The sequence below is a fragment of the Chitinimonas viridis genome, assembly GCF_030409555.1.
Classification (GTDB): Bacteria; Pseudomonadota; Gammaproteobacteria; order Burkholderiales; family Chitinimonadaceae; genus Chitinimonas; species Chitinimonas viridis.
Genome location: NZ_JAUFPU010000019.1, coordinates 127,221 through 151,248, shown reverse-complemented (window position 1 = coordinate 151,248; position 24,028 = coordinate 127,221). Strand labels below are relative to the sequence as shown.

The following is a 24,028-nucleotide window of genomic DNA, read 5'->3' as shown; positions in this document are numbered from 1 at the left end:
GCGGGAGCACTCCTCGGCTTGGGTGGGTGTTCCGTACACCGCCAGGGTTTTCGGCGGCATTCCGGCAACCGGCTGATACCGGTCTCTTATGTAGTAATTCTACAAGCCGATTGCGATGTAATCCCGACTATCTGACTACGCCCTAGCTATCACGACATCTTTATCGCTTTTCGCCCACAGCAGCTACCGCTGGCAAACCCGTGCATGGGGGTAAGCACAAGCACTCGCATCAACACAATCTGCTCTTACACCTCGCCAAGCCCTTGCTTGCGTGCCTTGGCGGCAGCCCGCCGCTCGGCAAAGAAGTCCTTGAGCAATTGCCCGGCTTCCTCCGCCATGACCCCCCCCTCCACCACGGTGTGGTGATTCAACTGGGCGTAGGCAAACAGGTCCAGCACGCTGCCAGCCGCCCCGGTCTTGGGGTCGGGCGCCGCATAGACTACCCGCGCAAGGCGGGCGTGCATCATGGCGCCGGCGCACATGGCGCAGGGCTCCAGTGTCACATAGAGTTCACAGCCCGGTAGGCGGTAGTTGCCCAGCAGGGCGGCGGCAGCACGCAAAGCGCGCATTTCGGCATGAGCAGAGGGATCGTGCAGGCCTATGGGCGCATTGCTGCCCCGGGCAATGACCACGCCGTCTTTCACCAGCACCGCCCCTACGGGCACCTCGCCGGCCACACGGGCCAACTCGGCCTCCTGCAGGGCCAGTCGCATAAAGTGTTGGGCATCGCTCATGGCTTGCAAGAGTTCGTGTGGGCAGCAAAAGAGGCGGCGAAGTTAACCCGATTCGCACGCTGCCCGCCAGCTATTTGTTGGCTGCCAGGGCCCGTTCAAATGCGGTGGACTGTATCAGGCTGCGGGCTTCCGGCTCGGTTTGTATCAACCTCGCCTCGCGCATGAAGCGCAGCACGGCACGCACATGGTATTCCAGCCCACCCAGGTCGCCATGGCGCTTGGCAGCTTCTGCCGCATTGGGGAACTTGATACTGGCCAGGCCCGCCATCATGCTGGTATCGCCTTCGGCGACAAAGCCCTTGAACAGGCCAGCATTCAAGGATGCCTTGAAATCGGCAAAGCGGGTGCCGCCACTGCGTACCCAGCTCACCCCCTTGAGCCATCCCCGGTAGAACCTTACCCATTGCTCGTCCGGTATGCTGGCGATGGCTTGCTTGTTGGCGGCAAATCCCTCGGTCACGATGCCGGCATAAGTTGCGCTATCGGCGGGTATCGATGCCCCCACGGTACGGTAGATAAACATGGCCTGTGGGTCGGGCAACACGCTGAGCGATATCTGGCCCTTGGCAAAGGCGGCAGCCAATTTCTCGGGACTGGCCTCCATCAATTTGTAGTCGCTCAGTTGCCGACCATTGGCGCTGAGATAGCGCGCCAGCAGGAACAGCTGTCCAACCTGCTTGTCGCCTACGCCCACTATCTGGCCATTGAGTTTGGTGACATCGGCGCCAGCCTTCAGCAGTATCTTGACACTGCCGTTGGAGGTATGGGTTTCTGCCGTCAGCTTGATCGGCGCGCCTTCCATCTGGGCACCCACAAAATTCGCCGTCAGGTCTCCGGCGATATCCACCTCGCCGTCCCCCAGCGCCTTTAACAGCGTACGGCTCTCGCTGAAGGGCACCAGTTGCACCTGCACCCCCAATTCTTTCCAATAGCCTTTTTCCTCCGCCACATTGAGCGGGGCGAAGCCCAGGTTGGGCAGATAGCCTACCTTGATCGGTGCAGCGTGCGCCAACAGCGTCAGCGAGGAAAGAACGGCGGCGAACGCCCCGCGCTTGATATTAGCCCACATACGTTTGCATCCCTCTGGCACACCCCGTGGTCGGAGCTTTGTTCTAATTGCAGTCAACAGCCGATGCTGACGGCATTAAGCATAACCAAACTGGTGATGTTGTAGATGCGGGATTACGGCGATGTGACATTTATCCCTACAGCAAGCGCTTAGTTGGCAACACTTTCATGCCAAATGCAGGACAAACACCCTAACTGAATATGCAATCAGGCTATACCCAGCAACTCTGCGGCATGCTTGCGGGTGGTATCGGTAATGTCCACCCCACCCAGCATGCGGGCGATCTCTTCGATCCGCCCAGCATCGTCCAGCCTGGCAATGCGACTGAGCACCGTCTCGGCAGTCTGCACCTTGCTGACCTGCAACTGCTGGTCGCCGCTGGCGGCCACCTGCGGCAGGTGGGTAATGCACAGCACCTGGTGACGCTTGCCCAGCGTCTTGAGCAGCTTACCCACGATCTCCGCCACACGCCCGCCTATACCCACATCCACTTCGTCGAATATCAAGGTCGGCACCTCGGCCACCTGGCTGGTCACCACCTGCAACGCCAGGCTAATACGTGACAGCTCACCACCCGACGCCACCTTGGCCAGCGAACGTGCAGGCGCACTGGCATGCGGCGCCACCTGGAACTCCACTTGTTCCAGGCCATAGGCCGCAGCAATTTCACCGGGTATCAGGGCAATCTCGAACCGGCTACCGGCCATGGCCATGGTCTGCATCTCGGCACTGACAGCCTTGCCCAGTTTCTCGGCAGTGGCGCCGCGCGCCTTGCTCAGCTGTGCTGCGGGCTTGCGGTAGGCTGCTTCGGCCTTCTGTACCGCCGCCGTCAATGCCTCCATCCCCTCATCGCCGCCCAGTTCGGCCAGGCGCGCACGCCAGCCGGCCAGCTTGCCCGCTAGTTGCTCAGGCTCGATACGGTACTTGCGCGCCAGGCGGTAGATATCGTCCATGCGCCTTTCCACTTGGGCCAGTCTGCCTGGATCCAACTCCACCTTGTCGGCGTAGTGCCGCAAGGCATGTACTGCCTCAGACAGATTGGCATCGGCCGTCGCCAGCAACTCCACCGCCTCATTCAGGCCGGGGTCCAGGCTGGCCAGATCGGCCAGGCGCGACTGCACACCTGCCAGCAATGACTGCGCATTGACCTCTCCATCCGCCAGCGTCTCCAGCGCACTCTGGCCACCTTCGATCAGGCTGGCCGCATGGCTCAGCCGGCTATGCTCGCTCTGCAGCTCCTGCCACTCGCCAGCCGTCATGTTCAGGGTGGCGATCTCCTCAATCTGCCACTGCAAACGCTCGCGCTCGGCAGCGTATTCCCCAGCATGCTTGCTGGCCTCATTGAGCTTTTCCTCGGCCTTCTTCCAGGCCACGAACGCCTGCCGCACGCTACGTGCCAGCTCTGTCTGGCCGGCAAAGGCATCCAGCAACCCACGTTGCGATTCTGCCCGCATCAGCGACTGATGCGCATGCTGGCCGTGGATATCCACCAGAAACTCCCCCACCTCCTTGAGCTGGGCCAAGGTCGCTGGCTGACCATTGATAAAGGCACGCGAACGGCCAGTCGCGTCTATGGTACGGCGCAACAGCAGGCTGTTCTCATCGCCTTCCAGCTCGTAGTCCTTGAGTATCTGGGCCAGTTCATCATGCCCGTGGATATCAAACTGGGCCGATAGATCTGCCTTGTCCGTACCATGCCTGACCACGCCGGTATCCGCCCGCGCACCCAGCAACAGCGACAAGGCATCGATCAGGATGGATTTACCGGCCCCAGTCTCACCCGTCAGCACCGTAAAGCCATTGCTGAAGGTCAGCTCGAGTTCATCAACGATCACGAAATCGCGTAGGTGCAGTGTCAGCAGCATGGTTTTGGCACACAAATATAGGGCCCGGCACCGCAGCTAACCGCAGCGCGGGCGGGCAGAATGGCGAATCAGAACAGGCGCTCGCCCCAGTGCAACTTGTGGCGCAGCATGTCGTAGTAGTTGTACCCCACAGGGTGCAGGATGCGGAGCGAGTTGCGGTAGCGCTTGATGGTCACCCTGTCCATTTCGCGCAGGTCAAAATGCGAATGTCCATCAAAGTGCACCTTCACCTCGGACCCACGCGTCAGCATGAACTCCACGGTAGACGCATCGTTGACCGCAATAGGCCGTGCTGTCATGGTCTGCGGGCAGATAGGCACCAGGGCAATGGCCGGCACCGTGGGATGCAATATGGGGCCGCCTGACGCCAAGGCATAAGCCGTGGAACCTGTCGGTGTACTGACAATCAGGCCATCCGAGCGCTGACTGTAGACGAACTGGTCGTCGATAAAAATCTCGAACTCGATCATGGCACCCAGCGAACCTCGGCTGAACACCACGTCATTGAAGGCCAAGGCGGCATGCACCTCGCGCTCGTCGCGTATCACCTTGGCCGAGAGCAGCATGCGCTCTTCCGGCACAAAGTCGCCGTCCAGTATGCGGGGGATGATGGTTTCGATGTCATCCACGCCCACATCGGTCATAAAGCCCAAGCGTCCCTGGTTGATGCCGACCAGAGGAATGCGATAAGGCGCCACCAGGCGGGCAATCGACAGCATGGTGCCGTCCCCACCCAGCACGATGACCAGATCAGCCACCTTGCCTATCTGCTCGGGTGGCACCACCAGGGTATCGGGAATGGGATGCTCGGCCGCCGTATCGGCATCCAGCACGATGCTGGCACAGTCGTGCTGGCGCAGCAGGGCAGCGAGGCGGCGCAAGGGCTCGCCGATATTGGGGCTGTTGCGCCTCGCCACCAGGGCGATCTTCTTGAAGAGCGTACTCATGGGAAGGATTTAACCATAAGGCCAGCGCCTTGGGTTAGCGCCGCTTGTTAGCATTTTTCTGACAACAGGCCAGTACACCTATTTAGAGCCGCTAACAAAACCCTTCTGGCGTTGTTGTGCGAGCTTGCCGTACCCACGTACTGTCTGCTGCGCGCGCCTACGCTCGCACGCCTAGCCAGAACCGCTGCGCTGGGTATTGTTTGCCGCTCTTACCGGCCTGCAGCCAGCGCCAGGGCAATGAAATCACGCGGTACGCTGGTGCGTGGCACCCTGCCGGCAAACCAGCGCCGCACATCGTCTTCCAGCCCTATGCCGTGCATATAGTTATACAGGGCCTTGTTCAAGGCCTCGCCCAGGCTGTTATGGTCCACCCCGGTAGGGTCGTGGAAGCCCACATCGTTCTTGGCAAAGCTGATCTCGGGCAAAGGCAGCAGCGTCACCCCGTATTCTTCAGGGTTCTTGCCTACCGGCGAATGCACGGTGCAGACAAAGCGATGGAAGAAGCCAGACTGGATGCAACCTGCCGCAAACAGCTGCCGCACATACTCCAGGGCATCGACTGTATCGTGCACTGTCTGGGTAGGAAAACCATACATCAGATAGGCATGTACCAGGATGCCCGCCTCGGTAAAGCCATGGGTTACCCGCGCTACCTGGTCTACCGACACACCTTTCTTCATCAACTTGAGCAAACGATCCGACGCGACTTCCAGGCCGCCTGAAATAGCGATACAGCCACTATCGGCCAGCAGCTGGCACAGATCCGGCGTAAACGACTTCTCGAACCGGATATTGCCCCACCAGGAGATGGCAACGTTGCGTCGCAGCAGCTCTTCCGCCAGGGCACGCAGCATCTTTGGGGGGGCTGCCTCGTCGACAAAATGAAAGCCGGTCTGGCCTGTCTCGGCAATGATGGCCTCTATCCTGTCTACGAGAGTGGCGGCTGAGGCCGTCTCGTAGCGTGAGATGTAATCCAGGCTCACATCGCAGAAACTGCACTTCTTCCAGTAGCAGCCATGGGCTACCGTCAGCTTGTTCCAACGCCCGTCCGACCAAAGCCGGTGCATGGGATTAAGCATGTCGAGCAGGGAGAGATAGTGATCCAGTGGCAGGCCGTCCCAGGTCGGCGTGCCTATCTGGTCGAATGGGACATCCGCTTCCATGAAGTTGATATAGCGCACCTTGCCCGATTCACCATCGCGCACATAGGTACGCACCAGGCGTTGCTGCGAGCGCCTGCCCTTGAGGTGCTCCAGCAAGGCCAGCAGAGGCCGCTCGCCTGCATCCAGCATCACATAATCAAAGTAATCAAACACCCGCGCCTCGGTCAGCTCGCGCAGCTCGGTGTTGACGAAGCCACCACCCAGCAAGGTGACGATCTGCGGATGGCGGGACTTGATGGTCTGGGCAATACGGAAAGCCGCATACACGGCGCCAGGAAACGGCACCGACAGCAATACCACCTGCGGCGCCTCGCGCTCGATGGCGGCCAGCGTCAATTCGGCCAGCAGGTCATCGACCAGGTTATGCGGCGCAGCCAGCGCCTGGGCCAGGGGCTCGAAGGTGGGCTGCGCCTGCGCCAGCGATTCAGCATATCGGACAAACTCGAAGCGCTCATCCACTGCGTCGCGCAGCACATCGGCCAGGTCATTCAGATAGAGCGTAGCCAGATGGCGGGCACGATCCTGCATGCCCAGGGCACCAAAAGCCCAGGCCAGGGGGTCACCACCCTCAGGGTCATCCGGGTCTACATAGACATCCAGCGCGTCGAATCGCGGCCCTTCCGGCAGAAAGCGCCGGCTGCATATGCGATGGGCGACGGTGGAATCCCGCCCCTGCAGGAAGGCGATAACCGGGCCTACCGTACCCTGGTACAAGTCGAAGTGGGTATCAAAGCCCTCGACCAGGGGAGTACGCGCCGACGGCGACAGCGTTGCAATATGCTCACGCACCCGCGCCAGACCCTCGGCAGAAAATAGGCGCAGTACCAGGGCCAAGGCCAGATCCTGCTGTACTGCATCCACCCCCTGCGAGCGCAGGAAACCGGTCAGGTAGGCCGTAGACGGATATGGCGTATTCAGCTGCGTCATCGGCGGAATAAGCGACAGCACGCGCGGGGATTGCATCTCGGCGCTCATGCCGCGCCCCCCAAAGCCCACATACTGGCCGCCCTGCTGCCCTCTAAACGGCACACTTGCTGCATCTTCATCACCGACTACCTAACAGAACTGCCGCCCCAGACCGGGCTGCCCACCCGTCATTTTGCCTGATCAGCGCGTCCAGGTGGCGATGGTGCAAGGCCATCGCGCCCAGCCCCCTACCCCGCACAGGCTCCAAATCACTGCAAAAGCGCCCCAGCCATGATTGAATACGCTCTTTCGGCACCCCGCGCTCTCCCGCCTCATTCTTCGCATGCCCCCCGCCCCGCTGCACCTTACGCCTGCCACCCTGCATCTCACCGAGCAAGGTATCCCCTATTCCGCTGCGTTCGACGATATCTACCACACCCAGGATGGCGGCCTGGCCCAAGCGCGCAATGTGTTCCTGGCCGGCAATCAGCTGCCGCAGCGCTGGCAGGGTACTCAGCACTTTGCCATATGCGAAACCGGCTTCGGCCTGGGCTTGAGCTTTCTGGCTACCTGGCAGGCCTGGCGCACCGACCCGGCACGCGGCACCCGGCTGCACTTCATCTCCTGCGAGCTACACCCCTTCAGCGCGGCCGATCTCGCCAGCCTGTACCAGCATCTGTTTACCGACGATGCCGATCTGCACGCACTGGGGCAAGCGCTGATCGAGCAATGGCCCACCTTGGTGCCCGGCCTGCACAGACTGGAACTGGCCGACGGCGTGGTGTTGACCCTGCTGCTGGGCGATGCACTCGAATGGCTCCCCAGACTATCCGCTCAGATCGACGCCTTTTTCCTGGATGGTTTTGCACCCAGCAAGAACCCGGAACTATGGCAGGCGGCGCTCTACCAGCAATTCACCCGCCTGGCGGCCAATGGCGCCACGCTGGCCACCTACACGGTGGCGGGCGCTGTCCGTCGCGGCCTGGAGGCTGCCGGCTTCAATGTGGCCCGCCAACCGGGCTTTGGCAGCAAACGGCAGATGCTGACAGGCCAGTTTCGCGGAAAGCGCCACCGGCACGCAGCCCCCACTACACAGCACGCCATTGTGATCGGTGCGGGCGTGGCTGGCAGCGCCATCGCCGCGCGGCTGGCAGCGCGTGGCTGGCGCATTACCCTGTTGGATCAAGCCCGGGCACCGGCCCAATGGGCATCTGGCAACCATGCGGGCGCCTATCGCCCTGTTCTTTCAGGCGACGACAATCTGCAGGCTCGCCTGGTCCGGGCAGCCTTTCTCTATGGTCTAAGGGGCCTGCGCAAACTACCCAATGTTATCTGGGCCCCCTGCGGTGCACTGCAACTGGCACGCGATACCACCGAGGCCGAACGCTTCGAGCAATTACCCGATAGGCTGGGCTTGCCACCAGAATATGCCCAGGCCGTTACCCGGCAAGCAGCCAGTGCGCTGGCCGGGCATGAGCTGACAGCAGGTGGCTTGTGGTTCCCACAGGCCGGCTGGATCAACCCGCCCAGCCTGGTGCAGGCCCTGCTGGCTGCAGCGGGCGATCAACTGGATGCCCACTTTGGTAAGACAGTGGCCCAGTTGCAGCCAGGGCCGGACGGGTGGCAGGCATGGGATGCCGCCGGGCAGTTGCTTGCAAGCGCGCCAGTGGTCGTTTTGGCCAATGCAGCGGACGCCGCCCGCTTCGCCCCAGAGCTGGAGGTCGGCCAGGATGGACGTCTGGTCAGCCACCTGCCGCAGGCGCAAGTGCCGGCACTCCATACCGTGGTTTGCCGTGGCGGCTATCTCACGCCCGCCCATGGCGGCCTGGCCTGCATAGGTTCCAGCCCAGCCGGCGCCAGCGCAGCCGGCGACAACCTGGCCCTGCTCGCGGCCATGCTGCCCGATGCTGCCCAAGGCCTGGATGCCAGCCAGCTGGGTGGCCGGCGCTGCCATCGTCCCGGCACCCCCGATCGCCTGCCCCTGGTCGGCCCGCTGGTCGCGGCAGAGGCCTTCCAGCCCAAGCATGCCGGCAGCCTGCACCTGGCCCCGCGCCGACTTGGGCTGTACGCCTTTACCGGCTTGGGCGCCCGTGGCCTGGTCTGGTCGCAGCTCTGTGCCGAGCTGCTGGCATCACAGATCTGTGGCGAGCCCTTGCCACTGGAGCGCGAGCTGGTGCAGGCCCTGGACCCAGCCCGCTTCCTGGCGCGCCGCAACAAATAAGCCCTGGTTGCGCAGGCAGGTTAAAATGGCGGGCTAGATCAGACTATCCAAGCCTATGACACTCACCGTATTACACCCACGCTGGCTTATCCCCGTCGAGCCGCAAGGCCTGGTGCTGCAACAGCACGCCCTGGTCATCGATGCCGAGCGCATCGCTGCCCTGCTGCCCAGCGAGCAAGCCCGCGAACGCTACCCGCAAGCCCGCCATATCGAGCTTGCCGATCACGCCCTGCTGCCCGGCCTGGTCAATCTGCACGCACACTCGGCCATGAGCCTGCTACGCGGCCTGGCCGACGACCTGGCCCTGATGGACTGGCTCAACAACCATATCTGGCCGGCCGAGGGCAAGCACGTATCCGATGCTTTCGTCTATGACGGTACCCTCCACGCCATGGCAGAAATGCTGCGTGGCGGCACCACCACCGTTAACGACATGTATTTCCACCACGAGGCCGTGGCCCGAGCCGCCATTACCGCCGGCATGCGCACCGTCGTCGGCTGCTCCATACTGGAGTTCCCTACCGGCTACGGACAAAACGCAGACGACTACATCAGCAAGGCCATAGCCGCGCGCGAAGCCTTCCGTGGCGAACCGCTGGTGGGCTTCAGCCTGGCGCCCCACGCCCCCTATACGGTATCGGACGAAACCTTCAGCAAGGTTGTCACCTTGGCCGAGCAACTGGAGATGGGCATCCACTGCCATATCCATGAAACTGAAGACGAGATCGCCGGTAGCATCACCCAGTACGGCGTGCGCCCGCTGGAGCGGCTACGCGCCCTGGGCGTGCTCGGCCCAGGCCTGGTGGCCGCCCACGTGGTTCACGCCAACGATGCAGAAATCGAGCTGCTGGCCCGCTATGGCGTGCATGTGGCACACAACCCGGCCAGCAACCTCAAGTTGGCATCTGGCTTTGCACGCATCCATGCCTTGCAGGCAGCCGGTGTCAACGTAGGCCTGGGCACAGACGGCGCCGCCAGCAACAACAAGCTGGACATGCTGGGCGACCTGCGCCTGGCCGCCCTGATCGCCAAGGCGCAATCGGCCAACCCCACGGCATTGCATGCCGCCGCTGCACTGGAAATGGCCACGTTGGCCGGCGCCCGTGCACTGGGCATGGCCGAGCAGATAGGCAGCCTGGTCGCCGGCAAGCAGGCCGACATCATTGCCATCAACCTGGCCGATATCGGCTCACAGCCGCTGTACGATCCCATCTCGCAAATCGTCTACGCGGCAGGCCGCGAGCAGGTATCCCACGTCTGGGTCGCCGGCCGTGCCTTGCTCCAAGAAGGCGAACTGAGCACGCTCAACCCCGGCCAGTTGCTTGCACGTGCCCATTATTGGCAAGCACGCATCAGCGCCTGAACGCCGCCCGCCCATCACGCCAGGACACCACATATGACGGAATCCACACACAACCTAGGCCAGCCGGCCAACGACACCGTACGCAACGCCGACGATGCCGAACTGGCCAAATTTGCCGACCTGGCCCACAAATGGTGGGATATGGAGAGCGAATTCAAGCCCCTGCACGAGATCAACCCCCTGAGGCTGGGCTTTATCGACGGCCACGCCGGGTTGGATGGCAAAACCGTTCTGGACGTGGGTTGCGGTGGCGGCATCCTGGCAGAAGCCATGGCCCGTAGCGGCGCAACTGTCACCGGGCTGGACCTGGCCGAGAAATCGCTCAAGGTAGCCCGGCTGCATGGCCTGGAATCCGGCATCAAGGTCGATTATCGCTGCCTGCCGGTAGAGCAACTGGCGGAGAGCATGCCCACCGCCTTCGATGTGGTGACCTGCATGGAGATGCTGGAACACGTGCCAGAACCCAGCAGCGTGGTGGCCGCCGTCTCCCGCCTGGTCAAACCGGGTGGCTGGGTGTTCTTCTCTACCATAGCGCGCAACCCCAAGGCCTATTTACAAGCGGTCGTGGGTGCTGAGTATGTGCTGGGCCTGCTGCCACGAGGCACGCACGATTACGCCAAGTTCCTCAAGCCTTCCGAACTGGCCCGCATGGCCCGCAACAACGGCCTCGACCTGGTCGAACTCAAGGGCATGGGCTACGACCTGATAGCCAAGAGCTACCACCTGAACGACGATGCCAGCGTCAACTACCTGCTGGCCTGCCGGAAAGCTGCAGCATGATCTCTGCCATTCTGTTCGACCTGGACGGCACGCTGGCCGATACCGCACTGGACCTGGGCGGCGCGCTGAACCGGTTGCTGGCCGAGGAAGGCCGGCCACCGGTAGCGCACGAACGGATACGCCCCATCGCCAGCCACGGTGCCCGTGGCCTGGTTGAGCTGGGTTTTGGCATGAAGCGCGACGAGCCCGGTTTCGACGCCCTGCGTTTGCGCTTTCTGGACCACTACGAAGCCGGCTTCTGCGACCAGACCGTACTGTTTGATGGCATCAACCCGCTGTTGGAAGCCCTGGACGGGCTGGGCCTGCAATGGGGCATCGTCACCAACAAGCCCATGCGCTTCACCGACCGGCTGGTACCCAGCCTGGGCTTTAGCGTGCCGCCCTGTGTGGTGGTATCGGGCGACACGGTAGGCGTGGCCAAGCCCGACCCCCGCCCCATGCGCTACGCCTGCGAAGCCATGGGCGTGTCCAGCACACACTGCTGGTACGTGGGCGATGCCGAGCGCGATATCGCCGCCGGCCGGGCTGTAGGCATGACTACCGTGCTGGCGGATTACGGCTATATCGCCGCAGAAGAAAAACCTGACGAATGGGGTGCTGATCTGCGCATCGCTACCCCGATGGAACTACTCACGCTGCTGCCGACGCGTTGACACCGGCAGGCTCGGCTATGATGGGGGCTGAGACTATATTTTTCCGGTTGGCATGAAACCCACGCGGCACAGCTTCGATATCTTCGACACCCTGATTACACGCCGTCATGTGCTGCCGCAGTGGGTACAGCATGAGCTGGAGCGCCGCACCGGCCTGGTCGGTCTGGCCGATGCCAGGCGCCAGGCCGATTGCCAACTCTACCTGGCAGGCCAGCCCTATGGCCTGGACGACATCTGGTGCGCGACAGCGCAGCTACTGGGGCTGGACGACCACACCCGCCAGCATTGCCAGCAATTGGAACTCCAGCTCGAGCGGGCAGAACTCATTCCCATCCAGGCTAATCTGCAACAGGTGCAGGATGGCGACCTGCTGGTGTCGGATATGTACCTCAGCGTGCCCATCATTGAAGCCTTGCTGGCACAGGCAGGGTTGCGCCGCAAGGTCGGCATCGTCGTCAGCAACGATGGCAAGCACCGTGGCCATATCTGGCCTGCCCTGCTGGCCGAGTGCAACATCGCCAGCCACCTGGGTGACCACCCCCACAGCGATGTCGCCAGCCCGCAGTCCGCCGGCATTCCCAGCCAGCATTACACCGGTGCCAGCCTGACCCAGACCGAGCAATGGCTAAGCGACCAAGGCCACGCCAACCTGGCAAGGTGGCTGCGCGAAGCCAGGTTGGCCAACCCCTATTCAGACCAGCCCGGTAGGCCAGCCCTGGCGCACCTGTGGCTGCTGGCCACCCAATTCAATCTACCCCTGCTCTACAGCGCCAGCCTCGCGCTGGAGGCGCATTGCCGCCAGCACGGTATCACCGACCTACTGTTCATCAGCCGCGATGCCTGGCTATGGCAGAAGCTGTACCAAGCCTTGTTCCCGCAGCGGCGCTGCCATTACTTCCTCAGTTCGCGCGCCTGCTTGCTCAAACCCAGCGCCAGCTATGTCCAGTATGCCCAAGCCATGCTGCACCCCCATGCCCTGCTGGTGGACCTGGCCGGCACCGGCACCTCCTGGCAGCAATTCCTGGCAGAGCAGCAACTAACCGCCCAACTATTCCTGCTGCAGCTGGTGGACAACTACCAGTACCTGCAACATGCCCCACCCGCCAGCGACAGACTAACCCTGCACGCACTCAGTCGTGCCAGCGAAATCGGCCCGCCCTACTCCAATGCCCTTGAGCAGCTCAATTTCGCCCCGCATGCCCGCGTGCAGGATGTGGTGCAAACCCACGATGGCCAATGGCAAGCGCAGCTGGTCGATGCGCTGGAATACCCCGCGGTCTACGCCCAGACTGCGGCCCAGGGCTTTGCCGCCGGCCTGGCAGCCCTGCCGCACTACCCCGAACTCGCGGACCCGATGGCAAAACAGGCTGGCGATCTGATACCCACGCTGCTGCGCGCCATCAATGCCGACCTGGGTCTCGCTGGCCTGTATCAAAGCCAGCGCCAGCACGACGCCCGCTATATAGCCAGCCTGCAAGCATGAACGGCCCACTGACCCAACTCGCCAACCACTACCATTCGGATAAGGGCACGGCCTTTCTCGATGCCCATGGCTACACCCGCGTCTACGACGCTCTGTTCGCCCCCTTGCGCCACACCCCGATACACCTGCTGGAAATCGGCCTGCTGCACGGGCTGGTACAAACCCGCAGCGGGGTGAGCCAGTTCAGCGATTGCCCTAGCCTGCGCATGTGGCGCGATTATTTCCCGCAAGCCACCCTCTATGGCCTGGACATCGCCGATTTCTCAGCCGTGCAACTGCCCGGCACCGAGATCATCCAGGGCGATCAAGGCCAGCGTGGCGATCTCGCCAAGCTGAGCGAGGTGCTGGCGCGCCATGGCGGCGACGGTTTCGATGTCATCATCGACGACGGCAGCCACGCCTCGCACCATCAGCAGATCAGCCTGGCCACCCTCTTCCCCCTGCTCAAGCCAGGCGGGCTTTACATCATTGAAGACCTGCACTACCAGCCCGCCGAACTGGAACGCCCCGGCATCACCAAGACACGGGCGCTATTGCAATACCTACGGCATAGGCAAGGCACACTCCAGGCCGCCATCAGCCAGCCGGAATTCGACTACCTGCTGGAACACACGGCCAAACTAGGCTTCTTTGACAGCCTCACCAGCAACTACCCCATCACCCAGACAGCCGATGCCTTGGCCGTGCTGGTCAAGCGCGCGCCCACACCATGACAGCCACGTTCAACATCGTCCTGATCTCGCCCGCGGGCTATCGCCATCCCGCCGCCTTTGCAGAGCTGGCGCAGATACTGCGGCAAGCCATCACCGATGCCGGCTACCAGGCAGACATCGCCTACAACCAGCTGCGGCACGATGCCATCAACCTGGTGTACGGCCCCCACCTGCTCAAGCCCAATGACCTGCCCGCCGTCCCACCCGGCACCGTCTTCTTTCAGCTGGAACAGATAGACGCCAACTCCCCCTGGTATCAGCAGACCCTGCCCCACCTTATCAGGCACTTCGAGATATGGGACTACAGCAGCCGCAATCTGCAAGCACTAGCCCCCCAGCTAGAGCAGGCAAAGCGCTACCTGCACATGCCACTGGGCGGCCAGCCACAGCGCGCATCTACGCCGGCCGTGGAACAGGATATCGATGTACTGTTCTACGGCTCCCCCATGCCCCGCCGGGACGCCATCATCCAGGCCTTGCAGCAGCAAGGCCTGGTAGCGCGGCAATACTGCAATATCTACGGCCCCGAGCGCGACGCCCTCATCGCCCGCGCCAAGCTGGTACTCAACCTGCACAGCTACGATGCCAAACTGTTCGAGATCGTCCGGGTAGCCCATCTGCTCGCCATGGGTGCGGCCGTCGTCAGCGAAACCAGCAGCGACCAGGCCGACTACCCCGGCATAGACCAAGCCATCTGCATCGTGCCGTACGAGCAATTGGTAGCAAGCTGCATCCAGCTGGTCGCCGACCCCGCCGCCCGCCTGCGGCTGGCCCAGCAGGGCCAGGCATGGCTGGCAGACCATCCTCCGCTGCCCCAACTGCTACCTGCATTGCAGCGCCTGGCCGCCGACTGGCAACCCGCCGCCACCAGCGCCTGCCCCAACCGTATCAAGCTGGGCCTGAACCTGGCTGCCCACCCAGGCTGGCTGACCATAGCCGACAGCCCTGCTGCCGATATCCGGCACGACCCCTGCCAACCCCTGCCCCTGGGGCAAACCTTTCAGACCAACCGCTACGGGCCTGTCACCCTGGCGCCGGGCCTGTTCCAGCAGATAGACACCGCCGACTACGCCATGCTGTGCGATGACCTGCCCGACTTCATGGCCGCCTGCGCCCGGCTGCTGGCGGCCGACGGCGAATTCCGCCTCAACCTGCCGCACGAGCTCTCCGGCTCCGCCTGGCGCCATCCTCGCACCCGCCGTAGTTTCAACGAGCAGAACTGGGGTATCTGGCACGACGCCCATGCCACCCTGGGCTGGGGCGATGTGGCCCTGGACCTGGCCGAATGCCGCATCACCCTCAGCCCCCTGGGCCAGCAACTACAACACGCCGGCCAGCCTGACGACGCCCTGCTGCGCACACCGCGCGCGGTGGACAGGCTGGAAGTCACCCTGCGCCGCCGCTGGCTAGCCGCAATAAACTAGTTGCCCCGCCCGCGTTGTGGGTATAATGACCTCGCTTAAGACGCAAAGCACAACCGGGGACGACATGGCTTCGACGGGGGTTGCGAAGCGGATGAGGGCATGCCGGGATCTCAGCACCCCGTTAAACGCTGAATCGATTTAGTCGCAAACGACGAATCCTACGCTCTGGCTGCTTAATCCCAGCCGGACGCTGCACTGATCTGCTCATGGGTCAGGCCGGGCAACCGGCAGCAGCGTTATATACATGAGATCGCAGTACGGCGGGCTACTTGTCGTACTGTCAAATCTAGGTAGCTCGCGGATGCCAAGCCTGTCGGTCGGCGTGTCACCCGTTAAATCCAGTTGGCCAGACTAAGCATGTAGAACTTGCCGTAGAGGGCTTTCGGACGCGGGTTCAATTCCCGCCGTCTCCACCAACAAATAGTCCATCGAAGCTCGGTGGAACCCAAGAAACCCGCAGAAATGCGGGTTTTTTCTTTGTTTGTTGCCCATCTTGGCCCGGTCAGGACGTGATTGAGCTTGGCTGCTTGGCTGCTTGGCTGCTTGGCTGCTTGGCTGCTGGGCGCACGCACGGCGCAAGAGGCGCTACGTCGGATTGGTGAGCTGTACGCGTTGGAGGCAGAAGCTAAAGAGGGGGATGCCGCGCCCTATCAACATGCCAATCAAGAACATACAGCCCAAACAAAAGCCCCACAATCGTGGGGCTTTTGTTTGGGCGCCGAACCCTGGTTTTTCAAGGCTGGATTGATGACTCGCTGGTTACTTCTTCTCCACTTCAAAGGATTTAAAGCGAGGGGCTTTATTCGTCGTTGTCCTTGGCGAAAGCGGTAGAAACATCTCTTTGGACGTGTCCGCTTCACCACTCTTATACTTGAGCATACCTCCTGTGAGGGGATTAGCAGAAAACTTAGAGCCCTTTCCTCCATCGGAAGACACGCGTTGCAGTATGGGGAACCCTTTAGGCGTTGTACCGATGTTAACAACGTCGGTCAGATGTCCCTTTTCAGGATTAAAATGGGGAAACGGCGAAAGTGGGCCGCCAAATTTTTCGGCTTCTTCAGGACTGCGTACTGGTTTTACGAACCCTGCCTCGTCTGTGGCTGCAGTCCTGCCATCAATTTTCGAAAATTTAAGTCCGTCGCGTTTTTTTCTTCACTTGAGCGGTCCATCGGGTTCCTCCTACTGGTCTTTGTAGTGACTGCGAGTTCGTTATATCCCAAGGTTTTTCGGGGATCAAGCGTTCCAGGCGAGCATACAAAATGCATTCAACGCTGGACACAGGTAGGGCCGGCGGATTCCGCTACGCTGAGCTGGGCGGTGGGGTTGTCCAGTGCCCCATGCAAGGCTTGGCAACGCTGCGTCTCAAACATGTAGCCAGTTTTCAGTCGAACAGCGGAATTTCACTGTGCTTAGGTGCGATGCAGCCATTGACCCGCCTACGCAGGGTTGTTGGCGTAGATATCAATCGAATCTTGCTAACTGAGAACTCGCCCTCCAACCTGACAGACTGCATCCGTGACCGGTCAACGGACACCGAACTTCAGCAGCCAGTCAAGAACTAGCCACGCCTCCCGCCCTTCCCTGACTCTGGCTCCGCACTTCCCATACATCCAAGCAAGCGCTAGCTAGCCACATGCCAGATGGTGTGGAGTTCCTGCAACCGCCGGTGAGCTGACCCTTGCAGCCAGTGCTAAGCGTTTCTTACCAGCATGCTAGCCGGTGCCACTTCGCGGGGTTTTATTAGCAGCGCTTATTGCCCTACGCGCTACTTACTCACACCTTGCACAGGCTTCGATAGCGTTATTTCAGCAGCGAGTGAGCGCCCCTTACCCCTTAACGTATAACAATTAAGCACCATATCTTCATCGCCTGATGTCCATTTGTAACCTTGAACCTCAAGACTTTCTTCCGAGCTTTTATCACCAACGGATGGGCTACCATATTTCTTCGATAAGTCCATCAGAACCGACATGCAATTGGGATGCCTAGCGTAATGTTCAGCCTCCCAAGTTTTGGGCTTAACACCCAATAATTCATACGGCTTTTCAAGATTTAAATTCAACCACTTAAATTCGGCAAGCACAGGCTGAACACCCTTCACCCCATTAGACCAGTACGCTTGACCCCGGTAAATTTTAATGGCATAGATGCCACTATTAACTTCGGACTTATCGACCCATACATAATATGATTTTGTTTCTGATGAAATTTGAAAATTTGATTTAGCGTAGCGTTTACGGAGATCGTGTTCAGTCGTATCAATGTTCAAACCAGCGTACTCAAAAGCCGGTTTTTCTGCCCATGCACAACTCGAAAAAAACAGAGTAAGCAGTATGCAAACCAGTTTCATAGTCATAAAATCCCCCTAAGCAAGGCGTCTACACAAACGGCCCCAAGAGGCAATTTGTTCGTTCAAATTACTGGGCAAACACTCTCGCAAGCCTCACCCCACCAACACCACACCATCCTGCACACACAGCGGCACCGCCAGCAGGGCCGCGCCTGCGCATTCACCCGCCACGCACACGCCGTCCTGCCAGCGATACCGGGCGTAATGCACGTTGCAGCTCACGCTCTCGTGTGGCTTGAAGATCAGTTGTTCCTGCTGCTTGGCCAGCGGCGCACCAAAGTGGGCGCAGCGATTGACATAGCCGTAGACCACCTCGCCGCTACGCAACAGCAGCAGGTGGAACGGCATGGCCGCTACACCCAATGTCTGCATGGTCGCCACCCCATCCGGCAAGGCCGCCAGCGCACACACATGGCTGCCCGGCGCGGGGGCATGGGGCACTTGGGTCCAGTGTTGCGGCTCGGCTGCGCTCATGGGTAGGTACTCCATTTGCCGTAGATCATTTTGCACACTCCCTAGACCCACCCACGCACCGTAACAGCACCCGGTAGGATGGCAGGCGCATCACCCGCCTGCCAAACGCCACCTCAATGTACCGCCAGCAAAACTCAGCGCCGTCGCCAGCGAACCCACGTGGCCAGCCAGCACGACAACGCCTAAGGTACCGCTCAGCGCTTGGCGGCCTCCGCGGCCATCACGCGCTGGCGGCGGCTTTCTGCCACGCACATGCCGGTCGCGACCGAGACATTCAGGCTTTCTACCGTACCGAACATGGGGATATTGACCAGCACGTCGCAGTGTTCGCGCGTCAGTCTGCGCATGCCCTGCCCTTCCGCACCCATTACCCAGGCCAGCGGGCCGGATTGATCAAAGTGGAACAGGTCGGTGTCGGCATCCATATCCGTACCCGCTATCCAGACCCCGGCGTCTTTCAACTCCCGCAGGCTGCGGGCCAGATTGGTCACCACGATATAGGGCACCACTTCGGCGGCGCCGCAGGCCACCTTGGAGACAGTCGCATTGATGCCGACCGATTTATCCTTGGGCGCCAGCACTGCGTGCACCCCCATGGCGTCTGCCACCCGCAGGCAGGCGCCCAGGTTGTGGGGATCGGTGATGCCGTCCAGTACCAGCAGCAAGGGCGGTTCGGTCAGGTCTTCCAGCACGTCTTCCAGCGCAACAAAGGTCTTGTTGGCATCGATGACGGCCGCTACCCCCTGGTGCCTGTGATGACCCGTCAGGCCGTCCAGCCGGGCTGCATCGGCATGTATCAGCCGCACGCCGGAGTGTTCCGCCAGCTTCAGCAGCTCGTGCATGCGTGGGTCGTGCCGCTCGCGGGCCACATAGAGTTCCAGCACGCTTTCGGGCAGGCGGCTGAGGCGGGCGGTCACGGCATGGAAGCCGTGCAGTACGCGGGTATTGGCCATAGTCATGGTTCCTGGTGGGCATGATCCAGCAGCAGTTGCAGGCTACGCCTGCCTTGCCACTCATTCACGCAAAGTTGGTAGACCGCCTCTACCCGGTCGGGTAGCGGTTCGGCATGCTGGAAGTACATGGCGTCAAAGGTTTGGCCGCCCTGGCCTTCCAGTTGTAGTTTCAGGTGCTTCTCGCCCACCACACGCTGGCTGCGCACGCGAAAGCGGCCGATAAACCTTGGTGCCGGAAAACCCTGGCCCCATACCCGGCAGTCGAGGCGCTCGGCCAGCTCCATACTCATGGCGGCGGCATCCAGTTCCCCGTCGGTTTCCACCGTGCGTGTCAGGGCTTGGGCGTCCAGCAGCTCGCGGCATACTGTCTCGAAGCACTGCCTGAACGACCCTACGCCATCAGGATCGGCCAGGGTCAGGCCAGCGGCCATGGCGTGGCCGCCAAATTTGGCGATCAGGCTGGGTTCACGCTTGGAGACCAAGTCCAACGCATCGCGCAGATGCAAGCCGGGGATAGAGCGGCCCGAGCCCTTGATCTCGCCTTCGAGGCCTTGCGCAAACACGATGGTAGGACGATGGTGTTTGTCCTTGAGCCGGCTGGCGACCAAGCCTACTACGCCCTGGTGGAAATCCGGGTCGAATACGGTCAGGCTGTAGCGATCCCCAACATCGATCTGATCGAGCTTGGCCTGGGCGATATCCTGCATCTCGGCTTCGATATGGCGCCGCTCGCGATTGAGCTGATCCAGCTCGCGCGCCATGGCCAGCGCCGCCTCGGTGTTGTCCGCCGTCAGGCAGGCAATGCCCAAGCTCATATCGTCCAGCCGCCCTGCGGCGTTCAGACGCGGCCCCAGCATGAACCCCAGGTCGAAGGCGCTCGCCCGGCGCGCCTCGCGGCCAGCCGCCTGGTACAAGGCCAGGATGCCGGGACAGGCACGGCCAGCACGCATGCGCTTGAGGCCTTGTTCCACCAGAATGCGGTTGTTGACATCCAGCTTGACCACATCGGCCACCGTACCCAGCGCCACCAGGTCCAGCAGCTCTGCCAGGTTGGGGCCTGTGCCGTCGCCAAAGGCGCCGCGCTGTCGCAGTTCGGCGCGCAAGCCCAACAGCACGTAGAACATCACGCCCACACCTGCCAGGTGCTTGCTGGCAAACTCGCAGCCGGGTTGATTGGGGTTCACGATCACGGCCTCGGGCAGTATCTCGCCGGGCAGGTGGTGGTCGGTGATCAATACATCCATGCCCAGTTGCCGCGCACGCTGCACCCCGGCGGCACTGGCGATGCCATTGTCCACCGTCACGATCAGCTGCGGTTGGCGGCTTGCTGCCAGCTCGACGATCTCCGGCGTCAGGCCATAACCGTATTCAAAACGGTTGGGCACCAGAAACTCTACCTTGCCGCCTAGCATGGAGAGACCACGCAAACCCACCGCACAAGCGGTGGCGCCATCGGCATCGTAATCAGCCACGATCAGGATGCGCTCCTGTGCTGCGACGGCATCCGCCAGCCTGGCGGCGGCTTGCACCAGACCCTTGAGTCCGCTGGGCGGCAGCAAATGCTTCAGCTCGGTTTCCAGCTCAGTGGCGCTGCATATGCCCCGGGCAGCGTAAACGCGGGCCTCCACCGGATGCAGGCCAGCGGCAAGCAGGCTGTGCTCTGCTTCGGGTGGAATCGTACGGGTCAGTATTTGCATGTAAGGAATCGTGGCACTACAGAAGTTACAAAGGCCGCCATGGTCACACAGCTTCGGCCAGGCAATCACGCAGCAATACCGGTCGCCGCCAGAGCTTCCAGCGATCGCCACGGCGCAAACTCGCCTGCAGGGTCTGCTGTGCCCCGGGTAGCACCATATCGATGGCGTCCACCTCACCCGCCTGCCAGGCTGCCAGCAGGGGTTGGAACCAATCACGCTCCAGCTGCTGCAAGGCCTCTCGCCAGGCGTGGATATCACCCTGCCGGGCGCTTGCCACGAGCTGATCCAGGCAGACCAGGGTGTGTCCGGTACCAGCTGCCTTCCAGTCTGCCGGCAGGGCCTGATAGCCCACCCCGGCAGCCTGCGCGAGGCCACATGCCAGCGCATCGTTGCCGATCAGCCTGTCGCAGGGTTTGGCCAGCCCATGGGGGGCAATGCCCTCACCCCACAGCCAGATCGAATTGATGGTGGGCCTACCCGCCAGCTCACGTGCATCATTGACGGGCTGGGTATAGAGCAGCATCTGCAGCTCGTTGAGCAAGCGATGCCAGCGCAGTGCCGTAGGGCCTTTGGGTAGGTGCGCATGCACGTCTTGCCCCACCACCCGTGCCAAGGGCGTGGTGGTGAAATCAGGTGCCTCGGGCAGGCGCAGGTACCAGCGGTTTGGTGTGGCGGCCGCAAACTGGTAGCCATCGTCGGCATACAGGTTGTTCAAGGCGGCCACCAGGGCATCCGCCTCGGCCTGGTTGATGGCCAGCAGGCTGGCATCAAACAGCAAAGCCCTATCGCGATCTGCCCGCAGGTGTACCGGGTCGGCGCGCAGCCAGTGGCCCGCCGCCGCGCCTGGTAGGTCTAGCGGTAAGGTGAGTGCGGCCGCACCGCAACCCTCACCCTCAAACTGCTGCCGCAACCAGTCTTCCATGGTGGTGGCAGGCTGCGGCTGCCGACCAGCTCGGCCCAGCAGGCTGCTCAGGCCAGGCAAAGGCATTTCCACCACAGGGTCAAACCCCGCCTGCCTGGCAAAACGCAGGTCGGGTACCAGCAAAGTCAGTTTCATCAGCTGCTCGAATCGCGCTTTGCGCTGGTTTGGGTGTCGCCGGCGACCGTGGCTAGCCGCTCTACCCGGTAGATCACGCAATCAGCGCCTATCTCCTGCTGGCTGACCACCCGGAAAGCCAGGTCCCCCTCGCGTGTTGCCGGCGCCCCATAGGTCTTGCCAGCAACCAGATCGGCTTTGGCCAGTATCAGCAGATGGCTGTTCTCATTCAGCGGATCGGGCCGCAGGTAGAGTCCCAGCAGGTTGTCCCAGGATTGGTGGTCAGACACCATATCCCATTGCGACACATTGGCACGACGCGTCAGGCGCACCGATTCCGGATCGCGAGCCAGTAGCTGCACACCCGCTACCATCTGCCCCTGACCACGGGCAATGGCGCGACGGACAATACCAATGCGCCAATTCACGTCCTTGTCGGTCTTGACCCCCATCAGCATACCCACCTTGAGCCAGCCTGTATGCTTGTTGAGCTGCAGACCCACACCGGTGGCACTGACATCCTCCACCATGGCACGCTCTATGGTGGTCTCGTTGGTGCGGGTCTTGGTTTCTTGGGTGGCTTGCACCACCATGCGGCGTATGGCGCCGAAGTCGTAGCAGATGGTCAGCGAGCCGCTGATGGCCTTGCGCTCGGCCTGCCGCTTGACTTCGCGGCCGCTCCAGCGATTCTTCAGGTGCTTGATCACCACCAGGGTCTCGGCCACCTCCAGGTACTCGTCCGCATTCATCTTCTGCGGCACCTTACCCTGGCTGGTAATGATGTTTTCCAGCGCCACCAGCTCCATCAGGGTCTTTTCAAGGCCATAGAACAAACCACGGCCCTGCACCAGCGCCTGAGTAGGCATGCGGGTCAGCATGGTGGGCGGGTTGTCATCGCTATTGGCTTGGCCGAACGGCGTCTGGCTCGAGTGCTTGTCGCTGACCTTGATAAAGCTTGCTAACGTATCGGCCACCCTGTCGGCTATCAGCAGTTGCCGCCCCTGCAAGTCTGGCGTCAAGGTACGCGACAGCAACACCAGATGCGACAGTTGTTTCTGCAGGCGCCCAGCCTCGCCATCGGGTCGGGCTATCTTGGAGGCAAATGTGCCGCCCAGGCTCAGGGCAAACTCCGCCGCCGGGCCGATTTCGTGCCAGGGCAGGCGGTCCATCTTGGGCTCGCGCACAAAACGCACTACGTGGTCGCGGCCTATCCAGTACAGCCAGTTGGCCACCGATGCCTGCACCAGCGGGGCATTGGCCGGCTTGCGCGCCAGCTCGACCATGTCGCGGCGCAAAGCCTCGGTATAGGCCTCGAGTATCACGGCGCAGAAGGGTACGGTGGTCTGCAGCAGCAGATTCAGCCTGGCGTGGTTGGTCTTGGCCTCAAGCATGCCTGCCATGGCACCCTCCAGGATGCTGCGCAGGTCGTTATCGATCGCCCGCATGATGGCCAAGCCATCGCGGCGATGTTCGGCGCGGCGAAGCTCCTGTGCCAGCCAGTCACCTGCCGATTGCATGGCCTGGACAGGTGCCAGCGTAGCCGAGCTCTGCACGGTTGCCACCGCCTTGTCCAAGCGGGATTCCCGGCCGAATACGAATAGCTTCTTGAAGGTGTCTATCATCTAGCAGCAGTACCCAGTGTTATCCCCGCGGGGGCCATCCAGTATGTCATCCCATCATATCGGCACTGCGGCGCAATAATCCATGGGCGTATCGGTGTTGCCTTCAGGAACCTCAAAAAAATCCACGTTCTCGCGCCCACTAGGCAGCCATACGGGATGCCGATGATGGGGTGCGGGCAAGCCGTCCGCCCACCGCACCACTCGCTGTAGCGCAGACACGATCAGCCGTAGGCAGTAGATTTTACCGGCTCCGGCAGCACGCCGTCCTGCTTAGAGCCTGTTCAAAGTCTTTTCGTCGTGTCGCTGATCTGGAAAATGGCCAGGCACAAGGCGTGGTGCGCAGGCAATAACAAGTTATTGCCAAGCGCTACAACGCAGTGAATGGCCGTTTTCCAGCTCAGCCCTTCGGGTTCGCAGCCTTGCCGGCGAACGGCGGCGTTGCAAGCCGCTGACGGTACCCGTACCGCTGCGCGGCTTGCGCCTTGCCCTTCATCCGGCAAGGTTGCGAACGACGCGGCGAAAAGACTTTGAACAGGCTCTTATGGTTTGGTGCGGCAATGGGAACCGGACATGGC

18 protein-coding genes and 1 other RNA gene are annotated in these 24,028 nt (G+C 61.7%); 8 read left to right on the top strand and 11 right to left on the bottom strand.

What is annotated here, in order from left to right; all coding sequences use genetic code 11:
• Window positions 1-245: 245 nt before the first annotated feature.
• The 5 genes from tadA to QWZ03_RS19335 form a co-directional block, all read right to left on the bottom strand.
• A complete protein-coding gene (gene tadA / locus QWZ03_RS19355) occupies window positions 246-734 on the bottom strand; it encodes a tRNA adenosine(34) deaminase TadA (RefSeq protein WP_290334266.1) in 489 nt (162 codons plus the stop codon).
• Between the two features lie 70 nt (window positions 735-804).
• Window positions 805-1,803, bottom strand: coding sequence for an ABC transporter substrate-binding protein (locus QWZ03_RS19350; RefSeq protein ID WP_290334265.1), 999 nt, complete (start codon window positions 1,801-1,803; stop codon window positions 805-807).
• Between the two features lie 206 nt (window positions 1,804-2,009).
• Complete coding sequence (gene recN / locus QWZ03_RS19345; RefSeq protein ID WP_290334264.1) at window positions 2,010-3,668, bottom strand: DNA repair protein RecN; 1,659 nt, start codon at window positions 3,666-3,668, stop codon at window positions 2,010-2,012.
• A gap of 68 nt (window positions 3,669-3,736) precedes the next feature.
• On the bottom strand, window positions 3,737-4,615 hold the full coding sequence (locus QWZ03_RS19340; RefSeq protein WP_284195911.1) for an NAD kinase: 879 nt from the start codon (window positions 4,613-4,615) through the stop codon (window positions 3,737-3,739).
• 209 nt (window positions 4,616-4,824) lie between these two features.
• Window positions 4,825-6,741, bottom strand: a complete 1,917-nt coding sequence (locus QWZ03_RS19335; protein ID WP_290334263.1) for a B12-binding domain-containing radical SAM protein — start codon at window positions 6,739-6,741, stop codon at window positions 4,825-4,827.
• Between the two features lie 286 nt (window positions 6,742-7,027).
• Between QWZ03_RS19335 and mnmC the strand changes: the two genes are divergently transcribed.
• From mnmC to ssrA, 8 genes are all read left to right on the top strand, one after another.
• Window positions 7,028-8,905, top strand: coding sequence for a bifunctional tRNA (5-methylaminomethyl-2-thiouridine)(34)-methyltransferase MnmC2/FAD-dependent 5-carboxymethylaminomethyl-2-thiouridine(34) oxidoreductase MnmC1 (mnmC, locus tag QWZ03_RS19330; protein ID WP_290334262.1), 1,878 nt, complete (start codon window positions 7,028-7,030; stop codon window positions 8,903-8,905).
• A 55-nt stretch (window positions 8,906-8,960) separates the two neighbouring features.
• On the top strand, window positions 8,961-10,268 hold the full coding sequence (locus QWZ03_RS19325; protein WP_290334261.1) for a TRZ/ATZ family hydrolase: 1,308 nt from the start codon (window positions 8,961-8,963) through the stop codon (window positions 10,266-10,268).
• A gap of 33 nt (window positions 10,269-10,301) precedes the next feature.
• Window positions 10,302-11,048: a bifunctional 2-polyprenyl-6-hydroxyphenol methylase/3-demethylubiquinol 3-O-methyltransferase UbiG gene (ubiG, locus tag QWZ03_RS19320; RefSeq protein ID WP_290334260.1), complete on the top strand. Its 747-nt coding sequence runs from the start codon at window positions 10,302-10,304 to the stop codon at window positions 11,046-11,048.
• A complete protein-coding gene (locus tag QWZ03_RS19315) occupies window positions 11,045-11,701 on the top strand; it encodes an HAD family hydrolase (protein WP_290334258.1) in 657 nt (218 codons plus the stop codon). Before ubiG ends, QWZ03_RS19315 begins: the two co-directional genes overlap by 4 nt.
• Window positions 11,702-11,753: 52 nt before the next feature.
• Entirely contained in the window at window positions 11,754-13,184 is a 1,431-nt protein-coding gene (locus tag QWZ03_RS19310; RefSeq protein ID WP_290334257.1) for a hypothetical protein, read from the top strand.
• A complete protein-coding gene (locus QWZ03_RS19305; RefSeq protein WP_290334256.1) occupies window positions 13,181-13,897 on the top strand; it encodes a class I SAM-dependent methyltransferase in 717 nt (238 codons plus the stop codon). Before QWZ03_RS19310 ends, QWZ03_RS19305 begins: the two co-directional genes overlap by 4 nt.
• Window positions 13,894-15,321: a glycosyltransferase family protein gene (locus QWZ03_RS19300; RefSeq protein WP_290334255.1), complete on the top strand. Its 1,428-nt coding sequence runs from the start codon at window positions 13,894-13,896 to the stop codon at window positions 15,319-15,321. Before QWZ03_RS19305 ends, QWZ03_RS19300 begins: the two co-directional genes overlap by 4 nt.
• Before the next feature lie 55 nt (window positions 15,322-15,376).
• Window positions 15,377-15,737: a transfer-messenger RNA gene (ssrA, locus tag QWZ03_RS19295) on the top strand.
• A 1,349-nt stretch (window positions 15,738-17,086) separates the two neighbouring features.
• Here the strand turns inward: ssrA and QWZ03_RS19290 are convergent.
• The 6 genes from QWZ03_RS19290 to QWZ03_RS19265 all read right to left on the bottom strand — a co-directional run bounded on the left by QWZ03_RS19290 (window position 17,087) and on the right by QWZ03_RS19265 (window position 23,453).
• Window positions 17,087-17,677 (bottom strand): hypothetical protein, encoded by a 591-nt coding sequence (locus QWZ03_RS19290; RefSeq protein ID WP_290334254.1) that lies wholly within the window; start codon window positions 17,675-17,677, stop codon window positions 17,087-17,089.
• 87 nt (window positions 17,678-17,764) lie between these two features.
• Window positions 17,765-18,145: a Rieske (2Fe-2S) protein gene (locus QWZ03_RS19285; RefSeq protein WP_290334253.1), complete on the bottom strand. Its 381-nt coding sequence runs from the start codon at window positions 18,143-18,145 to the stop codon at window positions 17,765-17,767.
• Between the two features lie 194 nt (window positions 18,146-18,339).
• Window positions 18,340-19,098 carry a 23S rRNA (guanosine(2251)-2'-O)-methyltransferase RlmB gene (rlmB, locus tag QWZ03_RS19280; RefSeq protein ID WP_290334252.1) on the bottom strand — a complete coding sequence of 253 codons (759 nt, stop codon included), beginning with the start codon at window positions 19,096-19,098 and terminating at the stop codon, window positions 18,340-18,342.
• A gap of 2 nt (window positions 19,099-19,100) precedes the next feature.
• Window positions 19,101-20,795 carry a single-stranded-DNA-specific exonuclease RecJ gene (recJ, locus tag QWZ03_RS19275; RefSeq protein ID WP_290334251.1) on the bottom strand — a complete coding sequence of 565 codons (1,695 nt, stop codon included), beginning with the start codon at window positions 20,793-20,795 and terminating at the stop codon, window positions 19,101-19,103.
• A 43-nt stretch (window positions 20,796-20,838) separates the two neighbouring features.
• Window positions 20,839-21,852 (bottom strand): hypothetical protein, encoded by a 1,014-nt coding sequence (locus tag QWZ03_RS19270; RefSeq protein ID WP_290334250.1) that lies wholly within the window; start codon window positions 21,850-21,852, stop codon window positions 20,839-20,841.
• Window positions 21,852-23,453: a cyclic-di-GMP receptor FimW-related protein gene (locus QWZ03_RS19265; RefSeq protein WP_290334249.1), complete on the bottom strand. Its 1,602-nt coding sequence runs from the start codon at window positions 23,451-23,453 to the stop codon at window positions 21,852-21,854. The genes QWZ03_RS19270 and QWZ03_RS19265 overlap by 1 nt, the downstream gene beginning before the upstream one ends.
• Window positions 23,454-24,028: the final 575 nt, after the last annotated feature.